Annotated in this window: 18 protein-coding genes; 10 read left to right on the top strand and 8 right to left on the bottom strand. The window is 66.7% G+C overall.

Translation table 11 applies throughout. The annotated features are described in order from the left end of the window. Position 1: 1 nt before the first annotated feature. The 4 genes from edd to BDW16_RS01770 all read left to right on the top strand — a co-directional run bounded on the left by edd (position 2) and on the right by BDW16_RS01770 (position 4,092). On the top strand, positions 2–1,828 hold the full coding sequence (gene edd, locus BDW16_RS01755) for a phosphogluconate dehydratase (protein ID WP_066575605.1): 1,827 nt from the start codon (positions 2–4) through the stop codon (positions 1,826–1,828). A gap of 142 nt (positions 1,829–1,970) precedes the next feature. Beyond that, positions 1,971–2,942, top strand: coding sequence for a glucokinase (glk, locus tag BDW16_RS01760; protein ID WP_066575608.1), 972 nt, complete (start codon positions 1,971–1,973; stop codon positions 2,940–2,942). Continuing rightward, positions 2,939–3,547, top strand: a complete 609-nt coding sequence (eda, locus tag BDW16_RS01765; RefSeq protein ID WP_255265762.1) for a bifunctional 4-hydroxy-2-oxoglutarate aldolase/2-dehydro-3-deoxy-phosphogluconate aldolase — start codon at positions 2,939–2,941, stop codon at positions 3,545–3,547. Before glk ends, eda begins: the two co-directional genes overlap by 4 nt. 20 nt (positions 3,548–3,567) lie before the next feature. Further along, positions 3,568–4,092, top strand: a complete 525-nt coding sequence (locus BDW16_RS01770) for a putative immunity protein (protein ID WP_066575612.1) — start codon at positions 3,568–3,570, stop codon at positions 4,090–4,092. Positions 4,093–4,129: 37 nt separating this feature from the next. Here BDW16_RS01770 and BDW16_RS01775 read toward each other — a convergent pair whose 3' ends face one another. Next, a complete protein-coding gene (locus BDW16_RS01775; RefSeq protein WP_066575615.1) occupies positions 4,130–5,197 on the bottom strand; it encodes an alpha/beta hydrolase family protein in 1,068 nt (355 codons plus the stop codon). Between the two features lie 77 nt (positions 5,198–5,274). Next, positions 5,275–5,685: a winged helix-turn-helix transcriptional regulator gene (locus tag BDW16_RS01780; RefSeq protein WP_066575618.1), complete on the bottom strand. Its 411-nt coding sequence runs from the start codon at positions 5,683–5,685 to the stop codon at positions 5,275–5,277. A gap of 55 nt (positions 5,686–5,740) precedes the next feature. Between BDW16_RS01780 and BDW16_RS01785 the strand changes: the two genes are divergently transcribed. After that, positions 5,741–6,349 (top strand): NAD(P)-dependent oxidoreductase, encoded by a 609-nt coding sequence (locus tag BDW16_RS01785; protein ID WP_066575621.1) that lies wholly within the window; start codon positions 5,741–5,743, stop codon positions 6,347–6,349. Positions 6,350–6,376: 27 nt separating this feature from the next. On the opposite strand, the gene mltG is transcribed toward BDW16_RS01785, so the two are convergent. The 5 genes from mltG to fabD all read right to left on the bottom strand — a co-directional run bounded on the left by mltG (position 6,377) and on the right by fabD (position 10,982). Then, positions 6,377–7,345 carry an endolytic transglycosylase MltG gene (gene mltG / locus BDW16_RS01790; RefSeq protein ID WP_066575780.1) on the bottom strand — a complete coding sequence of 323 codons (969 nt, stop codon included), beginning with the start codon at positions 7,343–7,345 and terminating at the stop codon, positions 6,377–6,379. A 25-nt stretch (positions 7,346–7,370) separates the two neighbouring features. Beyond that, positions 7,371–8,630 carry a beta-ketoacyl-ACP synthase II gene (gene fabF, locus BDW16_RS01795; RefSeq protein ID WP_066575636.1) on the bottom strand — a complete coding sequence of 420 codons (1,260 nt, stop codon included), beginning with the start codon at positions 8,628–8,630 and terminating at the stop codon, positions 7,371–7,373. Between the two features lie 169 nt (positions 8,631–8,799). After that, positions 8,800–9,036, bottom strand: a complete 237-nt coding sequence (locus BDW16_RS01800) for an acyl carrier protein (protein WP_066575645.1) — start codon at positions 9,034–9,036, stop codon at positions 8,800–8,802. 262 nt (positions 9,037–9,298) lie between these two features. Beyond that, a complete protein-coding gene (gene fabG / locus BDW16_RS01805) occupies positions 9,299–10,036 on the bottom strand; it encodes a 3-oxoacyl-[acyl-carrier-protein] reductase (protein ID WP_066575647.1) in 738 nt (245 codons plus the stop codon). Positions 10,037–10,046: 10 nt separating this feature from the next. Beyond that, entirely contained in the window at positions 10,047–10,982 is a 936-nt protein-coding gene (fabD, locus tag BDW16_RS01810; RefSeq protein ID WP_066575649.1) for an ACP S-malonyltransferase, read from the bottom strand. A gap of 299 nt (positions 10,983–11,281) precedes the next feature. Here fabD and BDW16_RS01815 point away from each other — a divergent pair, with 299 nt between their 5' ends. The 5 genes from BDW16_RS01815 to BDW16_RS01835 all read left to right on the top strand — a co-directional run bounded on the left by BDW16_RS01815 (position 11,282) and on the right by BDW16_RS01835 (position 14,990). After that, on the top strand, positions 11,282–11,656 hold the full coding sequence (locus BDW16_RS01815) for an RcnB family protein (protein ID WP_066575651.1): 375 nt from the start codon (positions 11,282–11,284) through the stop codon (positions 11,654–11,656). 350 nt (positions 11,657–12,006) lie between these two features. Continuing rightward, a complete protein-coding gene (rpsF, locus tag BDW16_RS01820; protein ID WP_066575652.1) occupies positions 12,007–12,405 on the top strand; it encodes a 30S ribosomal protein S6 in 399 nt (132 codons plus the stop codon). Positions 12,406–12,417: 12 nt separating this feature from the next. Then, positions 12,418–12,642, top strand: coding sequence for a 30S ribosomal protein S18 (rpsR, locus tag BDW16_RS01825; RefSeq protein ID WP_066575653.1), 225 nt, complete (start codon positions 12,418–12,420; stop codon positions 12,640–12,642). A 12-nt stretch (positions 12,643–12,654) separates the two neighbouring features. Then, positions 12,655–13,254, top strand: a complete 600-nt coding sequence (gene rplI, locus BDW16_RS01830; RefSeq protein ID WP_066575656.1) for a 50S ribosomal protein L9 — start codon at positions 12,655–12,657, stop codon at positions 13,252–13,254. 185 nt (positions 13,255–13,439) lie between these two features. After that, the gene (locus BDW16_RS01835; protein ID WP_066575657.1) at positions 13,440–14,990 is read left to right on the top strand and encodes a phospholipase D family protein; all 1,551 of its coding nucleotides are present in this window, start codon (positions 13,440–13,442) and stop codon (positions 14,988–14,990) included. A gap of 22 nt (positions 14,991–15,012) precedes the next feature. Here BDW16_RS01835 and mutL read toward each other — a convergent pair whose 3' ends face one another. Further along, a complete protein-coding gene (gene mutL / locus BDW16_RS01840; protein WP_066575658.1) occupies positions 15,013–16,797 on the bottom strand; it encodes a DNA mismatch repair endonuclease MutL in 1,785 nt (594 codons plus the stop codon). Positions 16,798–16,863: the final 66 nt, after the last annotated feature.

Raw genomic sequence — 16,863 nt, forward strand, 5'->3', positions numbered from 1 at the left:
CGTGACCAACCTCCTCCCCGAGATCGCCGCGGTCACCGATCGCATCATCGAACGCTCGAAGAAGCGCCGCGCCGCGTACAACGCGCTGATGACCGCCCAGCGTGAGGCCGGCAGCAGCAGCCGCGGGCGGCTGGGCTGCGCCAACCTCGCCCATGCCTATGCCGGGACGGACGAGCAGCGCGATGTGATGAAGCCGGCCAACCGGATGAACATCGGTATCGTCACCGCCTATAACGACATGCTGTCGGCGCACGCGCCCTATTACCGTTATCCCGAACAGATGAAGATCTGGGCGCTCGAGGCCGGCGCCACCGCGCAGGTCGCGGGCGGCGTCCCCGCGATGTGCGACGGCGTGACCCAGGGCTATGCGGGCATGGAGCTGTCGCTGTTCAGCCGCGACACCATCGCGATGTCGACCGCTGTGGCACTGAGCCACAACACCTTCGAGGGTGCCGCGCTGCTCGGCATTTGTGACAAGATCGTGCCCGGCCTGCTGATGGGCGCGCTGCGCTTCGGCCACCTGCCCATGGTGCTGATCCCCGGCGGCGCGATGCCCACCGGCATCGCCAACAAGGAAAAGGCCCGCGTCCGCGAACTCTATGCCGAGGGCAAGGCCAGCCGCGAGGAACTGCTCGACTCCGAAATCGCCGCCTATCACGGCAAGGGCACCTGCACCTTCTACGGCACCGCCAATTCGAACCAGATGATGGTCGAGGCGATGGGCCTGCACATGCCCGGAGCCGCCTTCATCCACCCGGGCACAAAGCTGCGCCAGGCGCTGACCAGGGCCGCGGTCCAGCGGCTGCCGGAGATCGGCTGGGACAGCAACGACTATCGTCCGATCGGCGAGATCGTCGACGAGCGCGCGATCGTCAATGCGGCCGTGGTGCTGCTCGCCACCGGCGGATCGACCAACCATCTGATCCACCTGCCCGCCATCGCGCGCTGCGCCGGGGTGCTGATCGACTGGGACGATTTCGATCGCCTGTCGCGCGTCGTGCCGCTGCTTGCCCGCGTCTATCCCAACGGATCGGCCGACGTGAACGGGTTCGAGGATGCCGGCGGGCCGACCTTCGTGATCCGCGAGCTGATCAAGGGCGGCGTCCTGCATGGCGACACGCTCACCGTCGCGGGCGATAGCCTTGCCGACTATGTCAGGCGTCCCGTCCTCGAAGACGACACGCTCGTCTGGAAGGACCATGGCGCGAAGAGCGGCGACGACAGCATCCTGCGCACGATCGACGCCCCCTTCTCCGAAGAGGGCGGATTCCGCATCCTCTCGGGCAATCTCGGCCGCGCCTGCATCAAGGTCAGCGCCGTCGAGCGCGATCGGTGGACGATCGAGGCGCCGTGCCGCGTGTTCGCCACCCAGCAAGAGGTGCAGGACGCGTTCAAGGCGGGCGAGCTCGACCGCGATGTGGTCGTCGTCGTCCGTTTCCAGGGGCCGCGCGCCAACGGCATGCCCGAGCTGCACAAGCTCACCCCGCCGCTCGGCGTGCTCCAGAACAAGGGCTTCCGCGTCGCACTCGTCACCGACGGCCGCATGTCGGGTGCGTCGGGCAAGGTGCCCGCGGCGATCCATCTGTCGCCCGAGGCGATCGGCGGCGGCCCGATCGGCAAGCTGCGCGACGGCGATGTCGTCCGCCTGTGTGCCGAGGAAGGGATCCTGCAGGCGCTGGTCGAACCGGCCGAATGGGAGGCCCGCGAGCTTGCCGCCGCACCGCCGCCGGACCTCGGCACAGGGCGCGAGTTGTTCGCGATGATGCGCGCGGGCGCGAGCGAAGCCGAAGCCGGCGGCTCGGCCATGCTCGCCGCGGCGGAACTTTGATGCGCCTAGGCGCCACAACACCAAACACCGTCATCCCCGCGAAGGCGGGGATCCATTCTGGCTGCCTTTGCGAAGGCACCTCGGGCTCAGGGCCCATGGATTCCCGCCTTCGCGGGAATGACGATCAGAGAGAGGAATAAGAGTGGAAGTCGTCGCGGTCGACATCGGCGGAACGCATGCGCGCTTCGCCATCGCCGAGGTCGAGGGCGGTCGCGTCGTCTCGATCGGTGAACCGGTTACGCAGAAGACCGCCGAACATGGCAGCTTCCAGCTCGCCTGGCAGGCCTCGGCCCGTGCGCTGGGGCGGGAGATGCCACGTGCAGCGGCGATCGCCATCGCTTCGCCGATCAACGACGAGCTGATCAAGCTCACCAACAATCCGTGGATCATCCGCCCGCCGCTGATCAAGGAGCGGCTCGAGGTCGACAGCTACTCGCTGATCAACGATTTCGGCGCGGTCGGCCATGCCGTGGCACAGCTGCCGTCCGAGCATTTCCTGCACATTTGCGGCCCCGACGCGCCGTTCGCCGAAAAGGGCGCGATCACCGTCTGCGGCCCCGGCACGGGCCTTGGCGTCGCCCAGGTCTTCCGCACCGGCCCCTTGAGCTACCACGTCATCTCGACCGAGGGCGGCCATATGGACTTTGCGCCGCTCGACGGGATCGAGGATTCGATCGTCAAGCGGCTGCGCTCGACCTACACCCGCGTCTCGGCCGAGCGCATCGTCGCCGGCCCCGGCATCGTGCCGATCTACGAAACCCTTGCCGAGATCGAGGGCAAGCGGACGCACCGCCTCAACGACAAGGAGATCTGGACCCTCGCCTTTGAAGGGAAGGACAGCCTTGCCATGGCCGCACTCGATCGTTTCTGCCTCAGCCTCGGCGCAGTCGCGGGTGATCTCGCCCTCGCCCATGGCCCCACCGGCGTGGTCATCGCCGGCGGCCTCGGGCTCAAACTCAAGGACCATCTGGTCAATTCGGGATTCGGCCAGCGCTTCATCGCCAAGGGGCGGTTCCAGGCGCTGATGTCGTCGATCCCGGTCAAGCTCATCACTCACCCCCAGCCCGGCCTCTACGGCGCCGCGGCCGCCTACGCCCAGGAGCATACCCAGTGACCATCGAAACCATCATGCGCACCAGCGCGGTCATCCCGGTTCTGGTGATCGAGGACGCTGCCACCGCCCGTCCCCTGGCCGAGGCGCTGGTCGCGGGCGGCCTCAAGGTGCTCGAAGTGACGATGCGCACCGCCGCCGCGCTCGATGCGATCCGCGAGATGAAGCAGGTTCCGGGCGCGATCGTCGGCGCGGGCACCGTCGTCAACACCGATCAGTTCGCTCAGGTGATGGACGCGGGCGCCGAATTCATCGTCTCGCCGGGCCTGACGGAGCGGCTGGGACAGGTGATCGTCCAGAGCGGCGTCCCCTTCCTCCCCGGAGTCGCCAATGCCGGCGACATCATGCGCGGCTACGACCTTGGCCTGCGCCACTTCAAATTCTTCCCGGCGGAAACCTCGGGCGGGCTCAAGGCGCTGAAGGCGCTCGCCGGACCGTTCTACGAGGCGAAGTTCTGCCCCACCGGCGGCATCAGCCCGGCGACCGCGCCGGACTGGCTCGGCTTCGATCCGGTGCTGTGCGTCGGCGGCAGCTGGGTGACGCCGAAGGGGGCGAGCTATGCGGAAGTCGAGGCGCTCGCGCGCGACGCGGCCGGCCTCGCACGCTGAACCCTGACCGGGAGCGGGCAATGACCGGCACGCTCCCGTTGACCCCCGACGATCTGCGGCACCTCACCCGCTGGGCGGAAGCCTGTGCGGCGCGCGCCTTGCCGCTGTTCGAGGCACATTGCCCGGACGACCCGCGCCCGCGCGAAGCTCTTGTGGCGGCATCGGCGTTCGCAGACGGCGCCGAACGCTCCGGAGCATTGCGCAAGGCCGCCTGGGCTGCTCAGGCGGCCGCGCGCGACGCCACCGATCCTGCCGCGACCGCCGCTGCGCGTGCCGCAGCCGCGGCGGCCGGTACTGCCTATTTGCACCCGATCGTGTCCGCACATCAGCTCAACCACATCCTCGCGCCCGCCGGCTATGCCGCGCATGCCCTCGCTTTGAGCTCCGAAGCCCTCGCGCGCATCGGCGACATGGAGATCGACAGCGCCATCGCCGGCGCACCGTCCGCCGTGCGCCGCCTGATCGCCCAGCTCCCTCCCCGCGCTCCCAGCCGCACGGTGCTCGGCCGGCTATTCCACCGCCTCGACACCGGCCTGCGCCGCTAACCCTCAACCGTCACCCCGGTCAGAGTACCGAGACAGCCTAGTTCCCAGTCAACCCCAGCGCCGCCAGCCAGCTCGACAGCACCGCGATATACTCCGCCGAATCCGCCGTCTCGGTGCCGTCATGCCTGGGATCGAGCGTGACGCTCTGGTCGGCCGCCATGTGCATCGAGTGGTCGGCGCCGGCGACGACATGGACCTTCATCTTCGGCATCCGCGGCGCGATTTCCTTGAGCCGCTCGACCGAGGTCGCCACGGGCACCACCGCGTCATGGGCACCGAACAGGACCAGCATCGGCACCTTCACCCCGGTCAGGTTGCGCAGCGGATCATTCTCGATCTCCTTGCGCCATCCCGAAACCGCACGGTCGCGGATCGTCTCGCCCATATAGGTATATTTGAACCACGGCCGGGTCCTGGCGACGTCGATCAGCGCCTGCGCCGCCTCGCGCGTCCCGGTGCCGCGCATATAGGCGTCGACCGCTTTCCGCGTTGCCGTCATCTCGTCGATCTCGGCCTGCGAATGCCCGTTCGCCCGCAGATGATTGGTCGACGAAAACAGCATCTGGACGTCGGCGGTGACGACCGGCGCCGACACGGCGATGACGAATGCGATCTCCGGGCTGCGAGAGGCCGCGAGCGGCGAGATCCATCCGCCCTGGCTCAGGCCCCAGCTGCCGATGCGCCGCGGATCGATGCGGGGATCGGTCTTCAGGCTCCGCACCGCCGCGATCGCGTCGTCGGCAAGGATGGTATAGTCGCCCCCGGCGGTCCTGGTCCCCGACCGCCCCGAACCGCGCCGGTCATAGGTGAACACCGCGATGCCCATCGCCGGGAGCATCACCTTGAGATGCGCGTAGAGCGACGCATCCCCCAGCGGCGAGGAGGCGCTGTGCGTCACCACCACCGCCGCCACCGGCTTGCGGCTACGCGGCAAATAGAGCGTGCCGCCCAGCTCGACGCCGCCGCTGGTGAACTTGCGTGCCTCGGTGATGGTCTCCACGGTCGCAGGCGCGCTCCATGGCGGGCTGGCGGGCTTCTCCTGTGCCATGGCGGGCTGGGCGAGGCCGAAGGGCAGCGCGAGCGCGCAAAGGGCAGTGAAGCGCATCGATGGTCTTTCCGCAGGAGGAAAAGGCTGGGTCGCCGAGTCGGAAGGTGCAGTCAACGGCGTCTCGACGAACGACTTCAGATCGATGCGCCGTCATAGCCGCGCTGCGCCTCGGCGACGTCGGGCATATGCGTCTCGGCCCAGTCGATCATCGACTGCAGCGACCCGATCAGTCCCTGTCCGAGCGGCGTGATCGCATAGGTGACGGTCACCGGCACCGTCGCCACCACCGTCCGGCTGACCAGCCCGTCGCGCTCCAGCGAGCGCAATGTCTGGCTCAGCATCTTCTGCGAAACGCCCTCGATCCGCCGTTTCAATGCGTTGAAGCGCATGTCTTCCTGCCCGAGCAGCAACAGGATCAGCACGCTCCATTTGTCCGCAATGCGATCGAGCAGTTTCCGCGTCGGACAGTTGGCTGCATAGACGTCGCCGCGCTGCACGGGGGTTCCCTCAGGGTGACTATCGTTCTTCAAAGTGCCTTCTTGCATGATTGGTACCCATACCCGACTTGGTATCTCTTGGAAACCAACGAGGACATCGGACATGAAGGTTGCAGTGCTGGGCGCGAGCGGACGCGCGGGATCGGAAATCACCAGGGAACTGTCGGCGCGGGGCCATCAGGTGCTGGCCATCGCCCGCAAGCCCGATGCGATCCCCCGGCTGCCCGGCGTCATCGCCAAGGCCGGTGACGCCGCCGATCCCGCCGCGCTGGCCGATCTGATCCGCCCCGCCGACGCGGTGATCAGCGCGCTGCACTTCGACGTGTCCGCCGAAACCCTGCTGTCCGCGCTCAGACAGGCCGGCGTCCCGCGCCTGCTCGTCACTGGCGGCGCTGCCAGCCTGGAGACCGCCCCCGGCGTGCGCGTGATCGACGCGCCCGACTTTCCCGAGGAATGGAAGGGTGCGGCGCTCGGCGGCATCGCCTTCCTCGACGCACTGCGCGCGGAAACGGAGATCGACTGGACCTATTTCTCCCCGGCAGCGCTGCTGTTCGAAGCCCCCCGCCTCGGCACCTACCGCACCGGCACCGACCAGCTCCTCACCGACCGCGACGGTGAAAGCAAAATCAGCTTCCCCGACTATGCCATCGCGATGATCGACGAACTGGAGCAACACCGCCACAGCCGGGCGCGCTTCACCGCTGCCTATTGATCGGATGAGGGCGCGTCGCAGCGCGCCCTACATCTCACCCCGCGCACGGCGCAGCGCATACCATTTCTGGACGTTGGCGTTGTGCTGCTCCAGCGTGTCGGCGAAGATATGCCCCCCCGTACCGTCGGCGACGAAGTAGAGCGCGTTGGTCTCCGCCGGATCGAGCACTGCGTCTATGCTCGCACGGCCCGGATTGGCGATCGGCCCGATCGGCAGCCCGGCGCTGGCATAGGTGTTGTAGCCGTTCTTGTCCTGCAGTTCCGAACGCAGGATGCGGCGGCCCAGCGGCTTGCCCTTGGTGACGGGGTAGATCACCGTCGGATCGGCCTGCAGGGGCATGCCGCGCTTCAGACGGTTGGAATAGACCCCCGCCACCATTCGCCGCTCTTCGGCCTTGCCCGTTTCCTTCTCGACGATCGAGGCGAGGATCAGTGCCTGTTCCGGGGTGCTGACCGCGATCCCCGGCTTCCGTTTGGCCCAGGCCTGCGCCAGATATTTCTTCATCGCCGCCTGCATCCGGTCGAGCACCGCCTGCCGGCTTTCGCCGCGATTGTAGGAATAGCTGTCGGGCAGGATGCTGCCCTCTTCGGGCACCGCAGTCTTGCCGCCCAGTTGCGGCGCCGCCGCCAGCCGTTCGTGGACGAGAATCGAGGGCATCCCCTCAGGAATCATCACGAACCGCTGGAGCGTCCGCCCGCCTTGCAGCATCTTGAGGATATCGGCCTGGCTGATCCCGGCGGGCACGCGATACTCGCCCGCCTGGACCGGCGCATCATCGCCGAAGATTCGCGCCATCCACAGGAACGTGTCGGCGCTCTCGATCGCGCCGGCCTTCTCCATCGCCTCGGCCGCGGAACGCATCGTCGCGCCCGCCGGCACCTCGACCGTCACATTGGCCTTGCCCGGCCCCGCCCCGCCCCATTGGTTCGCCGCCCAGAAGGCTGCGGCGCCAATGACGAGAACGGCGATGACGCCCAAACACCCAAGCTTGCGCAACATCGCCATGCTTCTCCCGTGGAGATCAGACCGCCTTCATCACCAGCGAGGCGTTGGTGCCGCCGAAGCCGAATGAGTTGTTCAGCACCGCCTTCACCTTGCGCTCCTTGGCGACGTGCGGAACCAGGTCCACGCCCGCGCAGTTCTCGCTCGGATTGTCGAGGTTGAGCGTCGGCGGCACGATCCCGTCGCGCATCGCGAGAATGCAGAAGATGCTCTCCACCGCGCCTGCGCCGCCCAGCAGATGGCCGATCGCCGACTTGGTCGAGCTCATCGAGAGGTCGCCGATCGCGTTGCCGAACAGCTTCCGCACCGCGCCCAGCTCCAGCTCGTCGCCCAGCGGGGTCGAGGTGCCGTGCGCGTTGATATAGTCGATGTCGCTGAGGTCGAGCCCCGACTTCTTCATCGCCATCTGCATCGAACGGAACGCGCCCGAGCCCTCGGGATGCGGCGCGGTCACATGGTACGCGTCGCCCGACAGGCCATAGCCGACGACTTCGGCGTAGATCTTCGCACCGCGCGCCTTGGCCCGCTCATATTCCTCCAGCACGACCACGCCCGCACCCTCGCCCATGACGAAGCCGTCGCGGCCCTCGTCCCAGGGGCGGCTGGCGCGCCACGGCTCGTCGCGGAAGCCGGTCGACAGCGCGCGCGCCTGGCCGAATCCGGCGATGCCGATCGGGCAGATCGCGCCCTCGGCGCCGCCAGCGAGCATCACATCGGCGTCGTCCATCGCGATCATCCGCGCGGCGTCGCCGATTGAATGCGCGCCGGTCGAGCATGCCGTCACCACGGCATGGTTCGGACCCATCAGGCCGTATTTGATCGAGACCTGACCCGAGATCAGGTTGATCAGGCGGCCATGGACGAAGTGCGGCGAGACGCGCTTGGGGCCCTTTTCGGCCAGCACCAGCGATTCGCTTTCGATGCCCGGCAGGCCGCCGATTCCCGATCCGATCGAGCAGCCGGCGCGCAGCCGTTCCTCGTCGGTCATGTCAGTGAGGCCCGCGTCCTCGATCGCCTGTCCAGCGGCGTCGATGCCATAGACGATGAACGGATCGACCTGGCGCTGCACCTTGTGATCGACGCGCTTGCCCGGATCGAAGCCGTATTCATGGTCCGCGGGCTTCACTTCGCAGGCATAATTGCTGTGGAAGTCGGTCGCGTCGAACCGGGTGATCGTCCCCGCGCCGGATTTCGACGCGATGATGTTCTTCCACGCGGTTTCGACATCCGCACCCAGCGGGGTCACGAGGCCAAGGCCAGTCACGACGACGCGGCGCATAGTATCTCTCCGTTCAGCGCATCGTACCGGAAAGCCGGAGCCGGTCTTCGGCGGTCAACGATGCGGCAGCTAAATGGTCTCAAAAAACGAAACGGCTCCCCGCCCCTTTCCGGGACCGGGAGCCGTTCGTCAATTCCTGCCCGTCCGGGCGGCCATGCGGTAGGTCCGCTTAGCCCTGATTCTCGTCGATATAGGTGATCGCGTCCTTGACGGTCGTGATCTTCTCGGCGGCATCATCGGGGATCTCGACGCCGAATTCCTCTTCGAACGCCATCACCAGCTCGACGATGTCGAGGCTGTCCGCGCCCAGGTCGTCGATGAAGCTCGCGTCCTCGGTCACCTTTTCGGCTTCGACGCCGAGGTGCTCGACGACGATCTTCTTCACGCGATCGGCGGTCTCGCTCATACCCTGTTCCTTCTTAAATTGGGTCGTTGGATTTCGAATTCCTGAACGCACGTAGAACGCCGCCCGGCCCCGCGCAAGGGGGCGCATCGACTTCGCGACGCATCAAACTTACGCTTCTACTCACCGTCACCCCGGCCTTGTGCCGGGGTCCAGCTTGCCAAAAACAATGGCTTCAAACCTCATACCGGTTCGCTTGCCCCCGGGTGGATCCCGGCAGAAGGCCGGGATGACGGTTCAGGCAACGAAACCCGGTCTGAAACCCTCAGATCATCGCCATGCCGCCGTTCACATGCAGCGTCTGGCCGGTGACGTAACCCGCCTCCTTGCTGGCCAGATACACCACCGCCGCGCCGATATCCTCGCCGGTGCCAAGGTCGCCCGCGGGGATCTTCGTCAGCAGCGCGGCCTTCTGCGCTTCAGGCAGCACATCGGTCATCGCCGAGCGCATGAAGCCGGGCGCGACGCAGTTCACGGTGATGTTCCGGCTGGCCAGTTCCTGCGCCAGCGCCTTGGACATGCCGACCAGCCCCGCTTTCGACGCGGCATAATTGGCCTGCCCCGGATTCCCGGTCTGGCCGACCACCGAGGTGATCGAGATCATTCGGCCGTAGCGCGCCTTCATCATCGGCTTGGCGGCCGCACGCATCAGACGGAACGCGGCCTCGAGGTTGACGCGGATCACCTGATCCCACTCCTCATCCTTCATCCGCATCGCGAGATTGTCGCGGGTGACGCCGGCATTGTTGACGAGGATGTCGAGCTTGCCCAGCGCCTCGACCGCGCGCGGGACGAGGCCGTCCACCTCGGCACCGTCCGAAAGGTTGCACACCAGCGCGACGTGATCGCCGCCCAGTTCGGCGCGGAATGCCTCCAGCTTCTCGGCATTCGATCCCGAAATCGCCAGCCGCGCGCCCTGCGCCGCCAGCCCCTTGGCGATCGCGGTCCCCAGCCCGCCCGAAGCGCCGGTCACCAGCGCGGTCATGCCTGTAAGGTCGAACATAGTCATCTCCTCAGAGCGCCTTCTCGAGCGCTTCGATATCATCCATCGTCACCACGCTGGTCACCGCGGCGTCCGGCGCGATGCGCTTGACCATCGCGCCCAGGACCTTGCCGCCCAGCTCGACATAATCGGTCACCCCGGCGTCGAACATCGCCGCCACCGATTCGCGCCAGCGCACCATGCCGGTCACCTGCTCGACCAGCAGCGTGCGGATCGTATCGGGATCGTGTACCGGCGATGCGGTTACATTGGCATAGACCGGCACCAGCGGCGCGCGGATCGCGACTTCAGCCAGCGCCTTCTCCATCGCGTCGGCCGCCGGCTGCATCATCGGGCAGTGGAACGGCGCGGACACCGGCAGCAGCACCGCGCGCTTGGCGCCGTGATCCTTGGCGATGCCCACCGCGCGATCGATTGCGCCCTTCGCGCCGGAGATCACCACCTGCGAGGGGTCATTGTCGTTGGCGACGGTGCACACTTCGCCCTCGGCCGCGGCGTCGGCGATCGCCTGCGCCTTCACCAGATCGGCACCCAGCAAAGCCGCCATCGCACCCTCGCCCACTGGCACCGCCGCCTGCATCGCCTGCCCGCGCAGCTTGAGCAGCCTTGCCGTGACACCCAGATCCAGCGCGCCCGCGGCGCACAGCGCGGTATATTCGCCGAGCGAATGACCCGCGACGAAGTCGGCCTTGTCGGCCAGCCGGACACCGCCCTCCTTCTCCAGCACCCGCAGCACCGCAATCGCGTGCGCCATGATCGCCGGCTGGGCGTTCTCGGTCAGCAGCAGGTCGCCCTCCGGGCCTTCGGTCATCAGCTTGAACAGCTTCTGGCCGAGCGCCTCGTCCACTTCCTGAAACACCTCGCGCGCCGCAGCGCTCGCTTGTGAGAGCGCAAGGCCCATGCCGACCGACTGGCTCCCCTGCCCCGGAAAGATGAACGCACGCATGTTATGGCTCCCTGTTTATTGTTCGGGTTCCGCACCGGCCCGCCCCCACCCGGCCACCCAGCGGTAGCATGATATGGGTGGCCGGGAGGGGGAGCGGGCCGGTGCGATGCCAGCGCAAGCTGACCACGATCACGCCGCCCTATGCCCGCGGGGCAAATCCCGCAAGATGAACGAACGCGGCATGGTTGCGACAATCGGTGACCATTTTCGGGGTTGCCGGTGAAACTTGCGCGACACGCCGTCCCCAGATTGCAGCTGTGGCCGCTGAAGCGACCGCCTGTAGATTGAGGAGACAGGACATGAAGAAGTTCGTGCTCGCGGCGGTCGCCGCGTCGATGATCGCCAGCCCGGTACTGATGGCCGCCCCGGCCGCCGCCGCGCCCCAGCGCCACACCACCACCGTGGTGAAGCACAAGCCCAACGGCAAGGTCGTGGTGAAGCAGGTCAAGAAGCAGGCCTACCGCCCGGCGCGGGTCGAGTACCGCAACTGGAAGCGCGGCCAGCGGTTCGACTATCGCTACGCCCGCAACTATCGCCAGATCGACTATCGCCACTATCGCGGCCTGAAGGCGCCGCCGCGCGGCTACCGCTATGTGCAGTCGGGCAACGACGCGGTGCTGGTCGGCATCACCAGCGGCATCATTGCGGCCGTGTTCTCGGGCATGATCCGGTAAGTTCGGCCAGGGTTGCCGATCCGATTCCCTCCCGGCGGCGGGGTGCCAGTCACCTCGCCGCTTCGGCTTATGCGAGATTGCGCTTTCAATGTTGGAATTCAAATGTTTGCATCTGCTCTCGGGCAGGGGATGCGAGCGCGAATACGTCCGTGACACATATCGAATGTAGGAACTTCATGAACTTCGCCGGCAGTCGTCCCGGCCACCCCTTGCCTTTTGCCTTGCACCAGCGTAGAGGCGCCACCGTTGAGCGGCAGCCTCGGCTGGCCGCTTTTCGTATTTGGAACGACAGCCGGAGGGGCGACCGCACGGGGCGGCGTCAGCGATCGGCCAACAGTGAGAACAGACGCATGGCTCTGTACGAGCATGTGTTCCTTGCGCGCCAGGATCTGGCACAGGCGCAGGTGGACGCACTGGCGGAAACCGCCACCAAGATCGTCGAGGACAACAACGGCAAGGTCGTCAAGACCGAGACCTGGGGTCTTCGTTCGCTCGCCTACAAGATCGCGAAGAACCGCAAGGCGCATTACGTGATGCTCGAGATCGACGCCCCCGCGGGTGTCGTCGCCGAGCTCGAGCGCCAGACGCAGATCAACGAAGACGTGATCCGCTACATGACCGTCCGCGTTGACGAGCTGGAGCAGGGTCCGACCGTGATGATGCGCAAGGGCCAGGAGCGCGAGCGCGGCCGCGGCCGTCGTGATCGTGAAGAAGGTGGCAACACCGGCTTCAGCAACGCGGGCGAGTAAGGAGAAAGAATCATGGCACGTCCCTTTTTCCGCCGCCGCAAGAGCTGCCCCTTCTCCGCGAAGGACGCCCCCCGGATCGACTATAAGGACGTTCGTCTGCTGCAGGGCTTCGTGTCCGAGCGTGGCAAGATCGTCCCGTCGCGCATCACTTCGGTGAGCGCGAAGAAGCAGCGCGAACTGGCCATCGCCATCAAGCGCGCGCGTCATCTGGGCCTTCTGCCCTTCATCGTGAAGTAAGGAGCGCAGCTCATGGAAGTCATCCTGCTTGAGCGCGTCGAGAAGCTCGGCCACATCGGCGACGTGGTGAAGGTGAAGGACGGGTTTGCCCGCAACTTCCTTCTCCCGAACAAGAAGGCGCTCCGCGCCAACGAAGCCAACCGCAAGGTCTTCGAGGCCAATCGTGAGCGCATCGTGGCCGAGAACGCCGCGAAGCGTGACGTGGCCGAGAAGGAATCGAAGGGCCTCGACGGCGTTTCGGTCACCCTGATCCGCCAGGCGTCGAACACCGGCCAGCTCTACGGTTCGGTCGCCGTGCGCGACATCGTCGAAGCGCTCGTCGCCGACAGCCACAAGGTCACCAAGTCGCAGGTCGTCCTCGACAAGCCGATCAAGGCGATCGGCGTGTATGAGGTTAAGGTCGCGCTCCACGCCGAAGTCGCCGTGACCGTCAAGGTCAACGTCGCCCGCTCGCCTGAAGAGGCCGAGATGCAGGCGCAGGGCGTCGATGTCATGGCCGCGATGTTCGAAAAGGACGAGACCGGCTTCGTCGAAGCCCGCGACCCGAACCTCGAGCCGGGCGAATTCGCCGCGGACGAGGCTCCGGCCGCCGAGGAACAGACCGAGGGCTAAGCCTCTCGCCGTTCCGGCAAGTCAAAGAGAAGGGCCGCCCGGGAAACCGCGCGGCCCTTTTTCGTTTCCGGGCGGCTTGCAATGTTGGATTCCGCCTGCTCAACCGTCCGGTGAACACCCCTCCTGGCTTCCGCACATGCTTGCTTTCGTGCAAACCTCGCGAAGGTCGGGGGTAGAGCTGGATCATGATCAAGATTGTCGCCCTGGCTGCGCTGGGCTTCGCGGCCGCCTCGATGCTGGCGACCTGGCTGTACGGCCATTTCGCCGCCAGCGTGCAGGGCGATCCGTCCTTCGCCCTGCCGGTCGCTGAGGACGAAACCACGCTCGATTATCGCATCGGCCAAGTGACCGCCGCCCATCCGGGCCAGAGCGGGCTGGTGCTGCTCGACGAGAATCTGGATGCCTTCGCTGCGCGCGGCATCGCGGCACGGCTGGCCGAACGGTCGCTCGACCTGCTCTATTATATCTGGAACGACGACCTCACCGGCCGCCTGCTGATGGCCGAGATGCTGGCGGCCGCCGAACGCGGCGTTCGGGTCCGCATCCTGGTCGATGATATCGGTACCGGCCACAGCTCAGACGCCATGTCTGCGATGGCGCACCACCCCCAGATCGAGATCCGCGTCTTCAACCCCACCCGCGCCCGTCCGGGCAGGTTGCGGCGCGGTATCGAGATGGCGCTGCGGACGTTCAGCGTGACGCGGCGGATGCACAACAAGGCCTGGATCGCCGACGGGCGCATTGCGATCCTGGGTGGGCGCAACATCGGCGACGCCTATTTCGACGCGGCGCAAAGCACCAACTTCCGCGACATGGACGTGCTGGTGATGGGCCCTGCTGTCGCCCTGACCGAGCAGATCTTCGACGATTACTGGAACAGCGGCCTGGCATTGCCGGCGGACCGGCTCTCTCCGCTGCACGATCCCGACGCGATGCTCGCGCAGGTCGCACCTGAACTTGCCGCCACCGCAGCCCGTCCTGATGCTCAGGCCTATCTCGAACGCATCGCCGGTCGGATCGCGATGTTCGACGCCGAGGTGATGCAGCCGGACTGGACACCCAGCGCGCGCGTCATCGCCGACCCACCGGAAAAGGCGTTGGGCAGGAAGGGCGAGAACTGGTTGATGCGCGAATTGCACCCGGTGTTCGCCGCGACGAAGCAGCGGATCGAGATCACTTCCCCCTATTTCATTCCGGGCGACGAAGGCACCGCCACACTCACCGGGCTTGCCGCGCGCGGCGTGACGGTCTCGATCCTCACCAATTCGCTCGCCGCGACCGATGTCGCCGCGGTGCATGGCGGCTACGCCCCCTATCGCGTTCCACTGCTGAAGGCGGGCATAAACCTATGGGAGCTTCGCCCCGAAGCCACGGGACGGAAACTTTCCCTGCGTGGATCGAGCAGCGCCAGCCTGCATACCAAAGCGTTCACGGCCGATGCCCGGCGCGGCTTCATCGGATCGATGAACTTCGATCCGCGCTCGGCATCGCTCAACACCGAGATGGGCGTGCTCTTCGATTGCCCGACGATCGCTGCGAAGATGGAAGCGGTCTGGCAACACGACACCGCGCCGGACCACAGCTTCGAGGTGCGCCTGACCCCCGACGGCACGCTGCAATGGCGCGCCAGCGATGACGGGAGGACGCTGACCTATGACCGGGACCCCGAGGCGTCCTTCTGGCGCCGTCTCACTGCAAGGGTGGTCGGCTGGCTCCCATTGGAATCGCAGCTCTAGACAGCCAAGCGCTCGTCTCTGCTCACTTCCGTCCGAACAGCTTCTCGATATCGCCATGCGCCAGTTTCACCCAGGTCGGGCGGCCATGGTTGCACTGGCCCGAATGCGGCGTGACCTCCATCTCGCGGAGCAGCGCGTTCATCTCGGCGACCGAGAGCACGCGCCCTGCCCGCACCGATCCGTGGCACGCCATTGTCGCGGCGACATGGTCGAGCCGCTCCTTCAGCGACAAAGCCTCGTCGAACGCAGCCAGCTCGTCGGCGATGTCGGTGACCAAAGCCGTCACATCGCCCCCGCCCAGCATCGCCGGGGTCGCCCGCACCAGCATCGCGCGCGGCCCAAAGCGTTCAAGCTCGAGTCCGAATTCGGCGAGTTCAGCGGCGCGCGCCTCAAGCCGGTCGCACGCGGGTTCGTCGAGTTCGATCACCTCGGGCAGCAGCAACGCCTGTGCCGCCACCCCGCCATCGCTCATCGCACGCCGCATCCGCTCGAGTACCAGCCGCTCATGCGCCGCGTGCTGGTCGACCAGCACAAGCCCGTCCTCGGCCTCCGCGACGATATAGGTGCGCGCCACCTGCCCCCGCGCCACGCCCAGCGGGAAGCTGGTGACGCCCGGCACCGGTTCGGCGGCAGGTTCGGCGCGTGCCTGGGGCGGCGCGATGAAGCTCGGGCGGCGATCGAATACCGCATTGTGGCGGGTCAGGGGCTCGACCCCGCCATGACCGATTCCCCAGAGATTCTGCTGAGGTACCGGCGCGGGCGCAGCGGACTGTTCGGCCTGCCACAGCCCCATCACGGCGGTATCCGCCCTCTGCACGCTGCGATGCCCCGCCTCGTCCAGCGCACGCCTGAGGCCACTGACGATCAGCCCGCGCGCCAGCTGCGGATCGCGGAAGCGCACCTCGGTCTTCGCCGGATGCACGTTCACATCGACCTGATCCGCCGGCACATCCAGGAACAACGCCACCACCGGATGCCTGTCCCGCGCCAGCATCTCCGCATAGGCGCCGCGCACCGCGCCGTTGAGCAGCCGGTCCTTCACCGGTCGCCCATTGACGAACAGATACTGGTGATCGGCAATGCCGCGGTTGAAGGTGGGCAGGCTCGCGACACCGCCCAACACATGGCTCTCGCGCTCGAAATCGACACCGACGCTGTTCGCAGCCAGCTCGCGATCCGTCAGCGCCGCCACGCGCTCAGGCCGCGTCATTCCCTCCTGGACGTTCAGAACGCGTCGTCCGTCATGCTCGACCGAGAAGCCGAGATCGGGACGCGCCATCGCCAGCCGCTTCACCACGTCGAGGCAGGCGGCATATTCAGCGCGGGTCGAGCGCAGGAACTTGCGCCGTGCCGGCACCTTCTCGAACAGCGCTTCGACCCGCACGCGCGTGCCCGGCGGCAACGCAGCCGGCCCCTCACCCGTCAGCGCGCCATTATCGACCGTCCGCGCCCAGCCCTCCTCGCCCCGAACCCGGCTTTCGATCGTCAGCCGCGCGACGCTGGCGATCGAGGGCAACGCCTCGCCGCGAAAACCCAACGTCGTGACCGCTTCGATCGCGTCGTCGGGCAGCTTGGAGGTCGCATGACGTTCCAGCGCAAGTGCCATTTCGGCGCGATCCATGCCGCATCCGTCGTCAGTCACCTCGATCAGATCGATACCGCCTCCCGCAAGGCGAACCGCGATCCGAGAAGCCCCGGAATCGATAGCATTTTCCACAAGTTCCTTGAGCGCGCTGCTGGGGCGTTCCACCACTTCGCCGGCGGCTATTCGGTTGACAAGATGCTCTGGGAGACGGCGTATTGACATGAACGCCGGTGTAGCCCAAGCGGCGCCATTCCGCGACCCGCATCCGCCAGATTTGAGTCCGCCTGA

This window comes from Sphingomonas koreensis (genome assembly GCF_002797435.1).
GTDB lineage: Bacteria > Pseudomonadota > Alphaproteobacteria > Sphingomonadales > Sphingomonadaceae > Sphingomonas > Sphingomonas koreensis.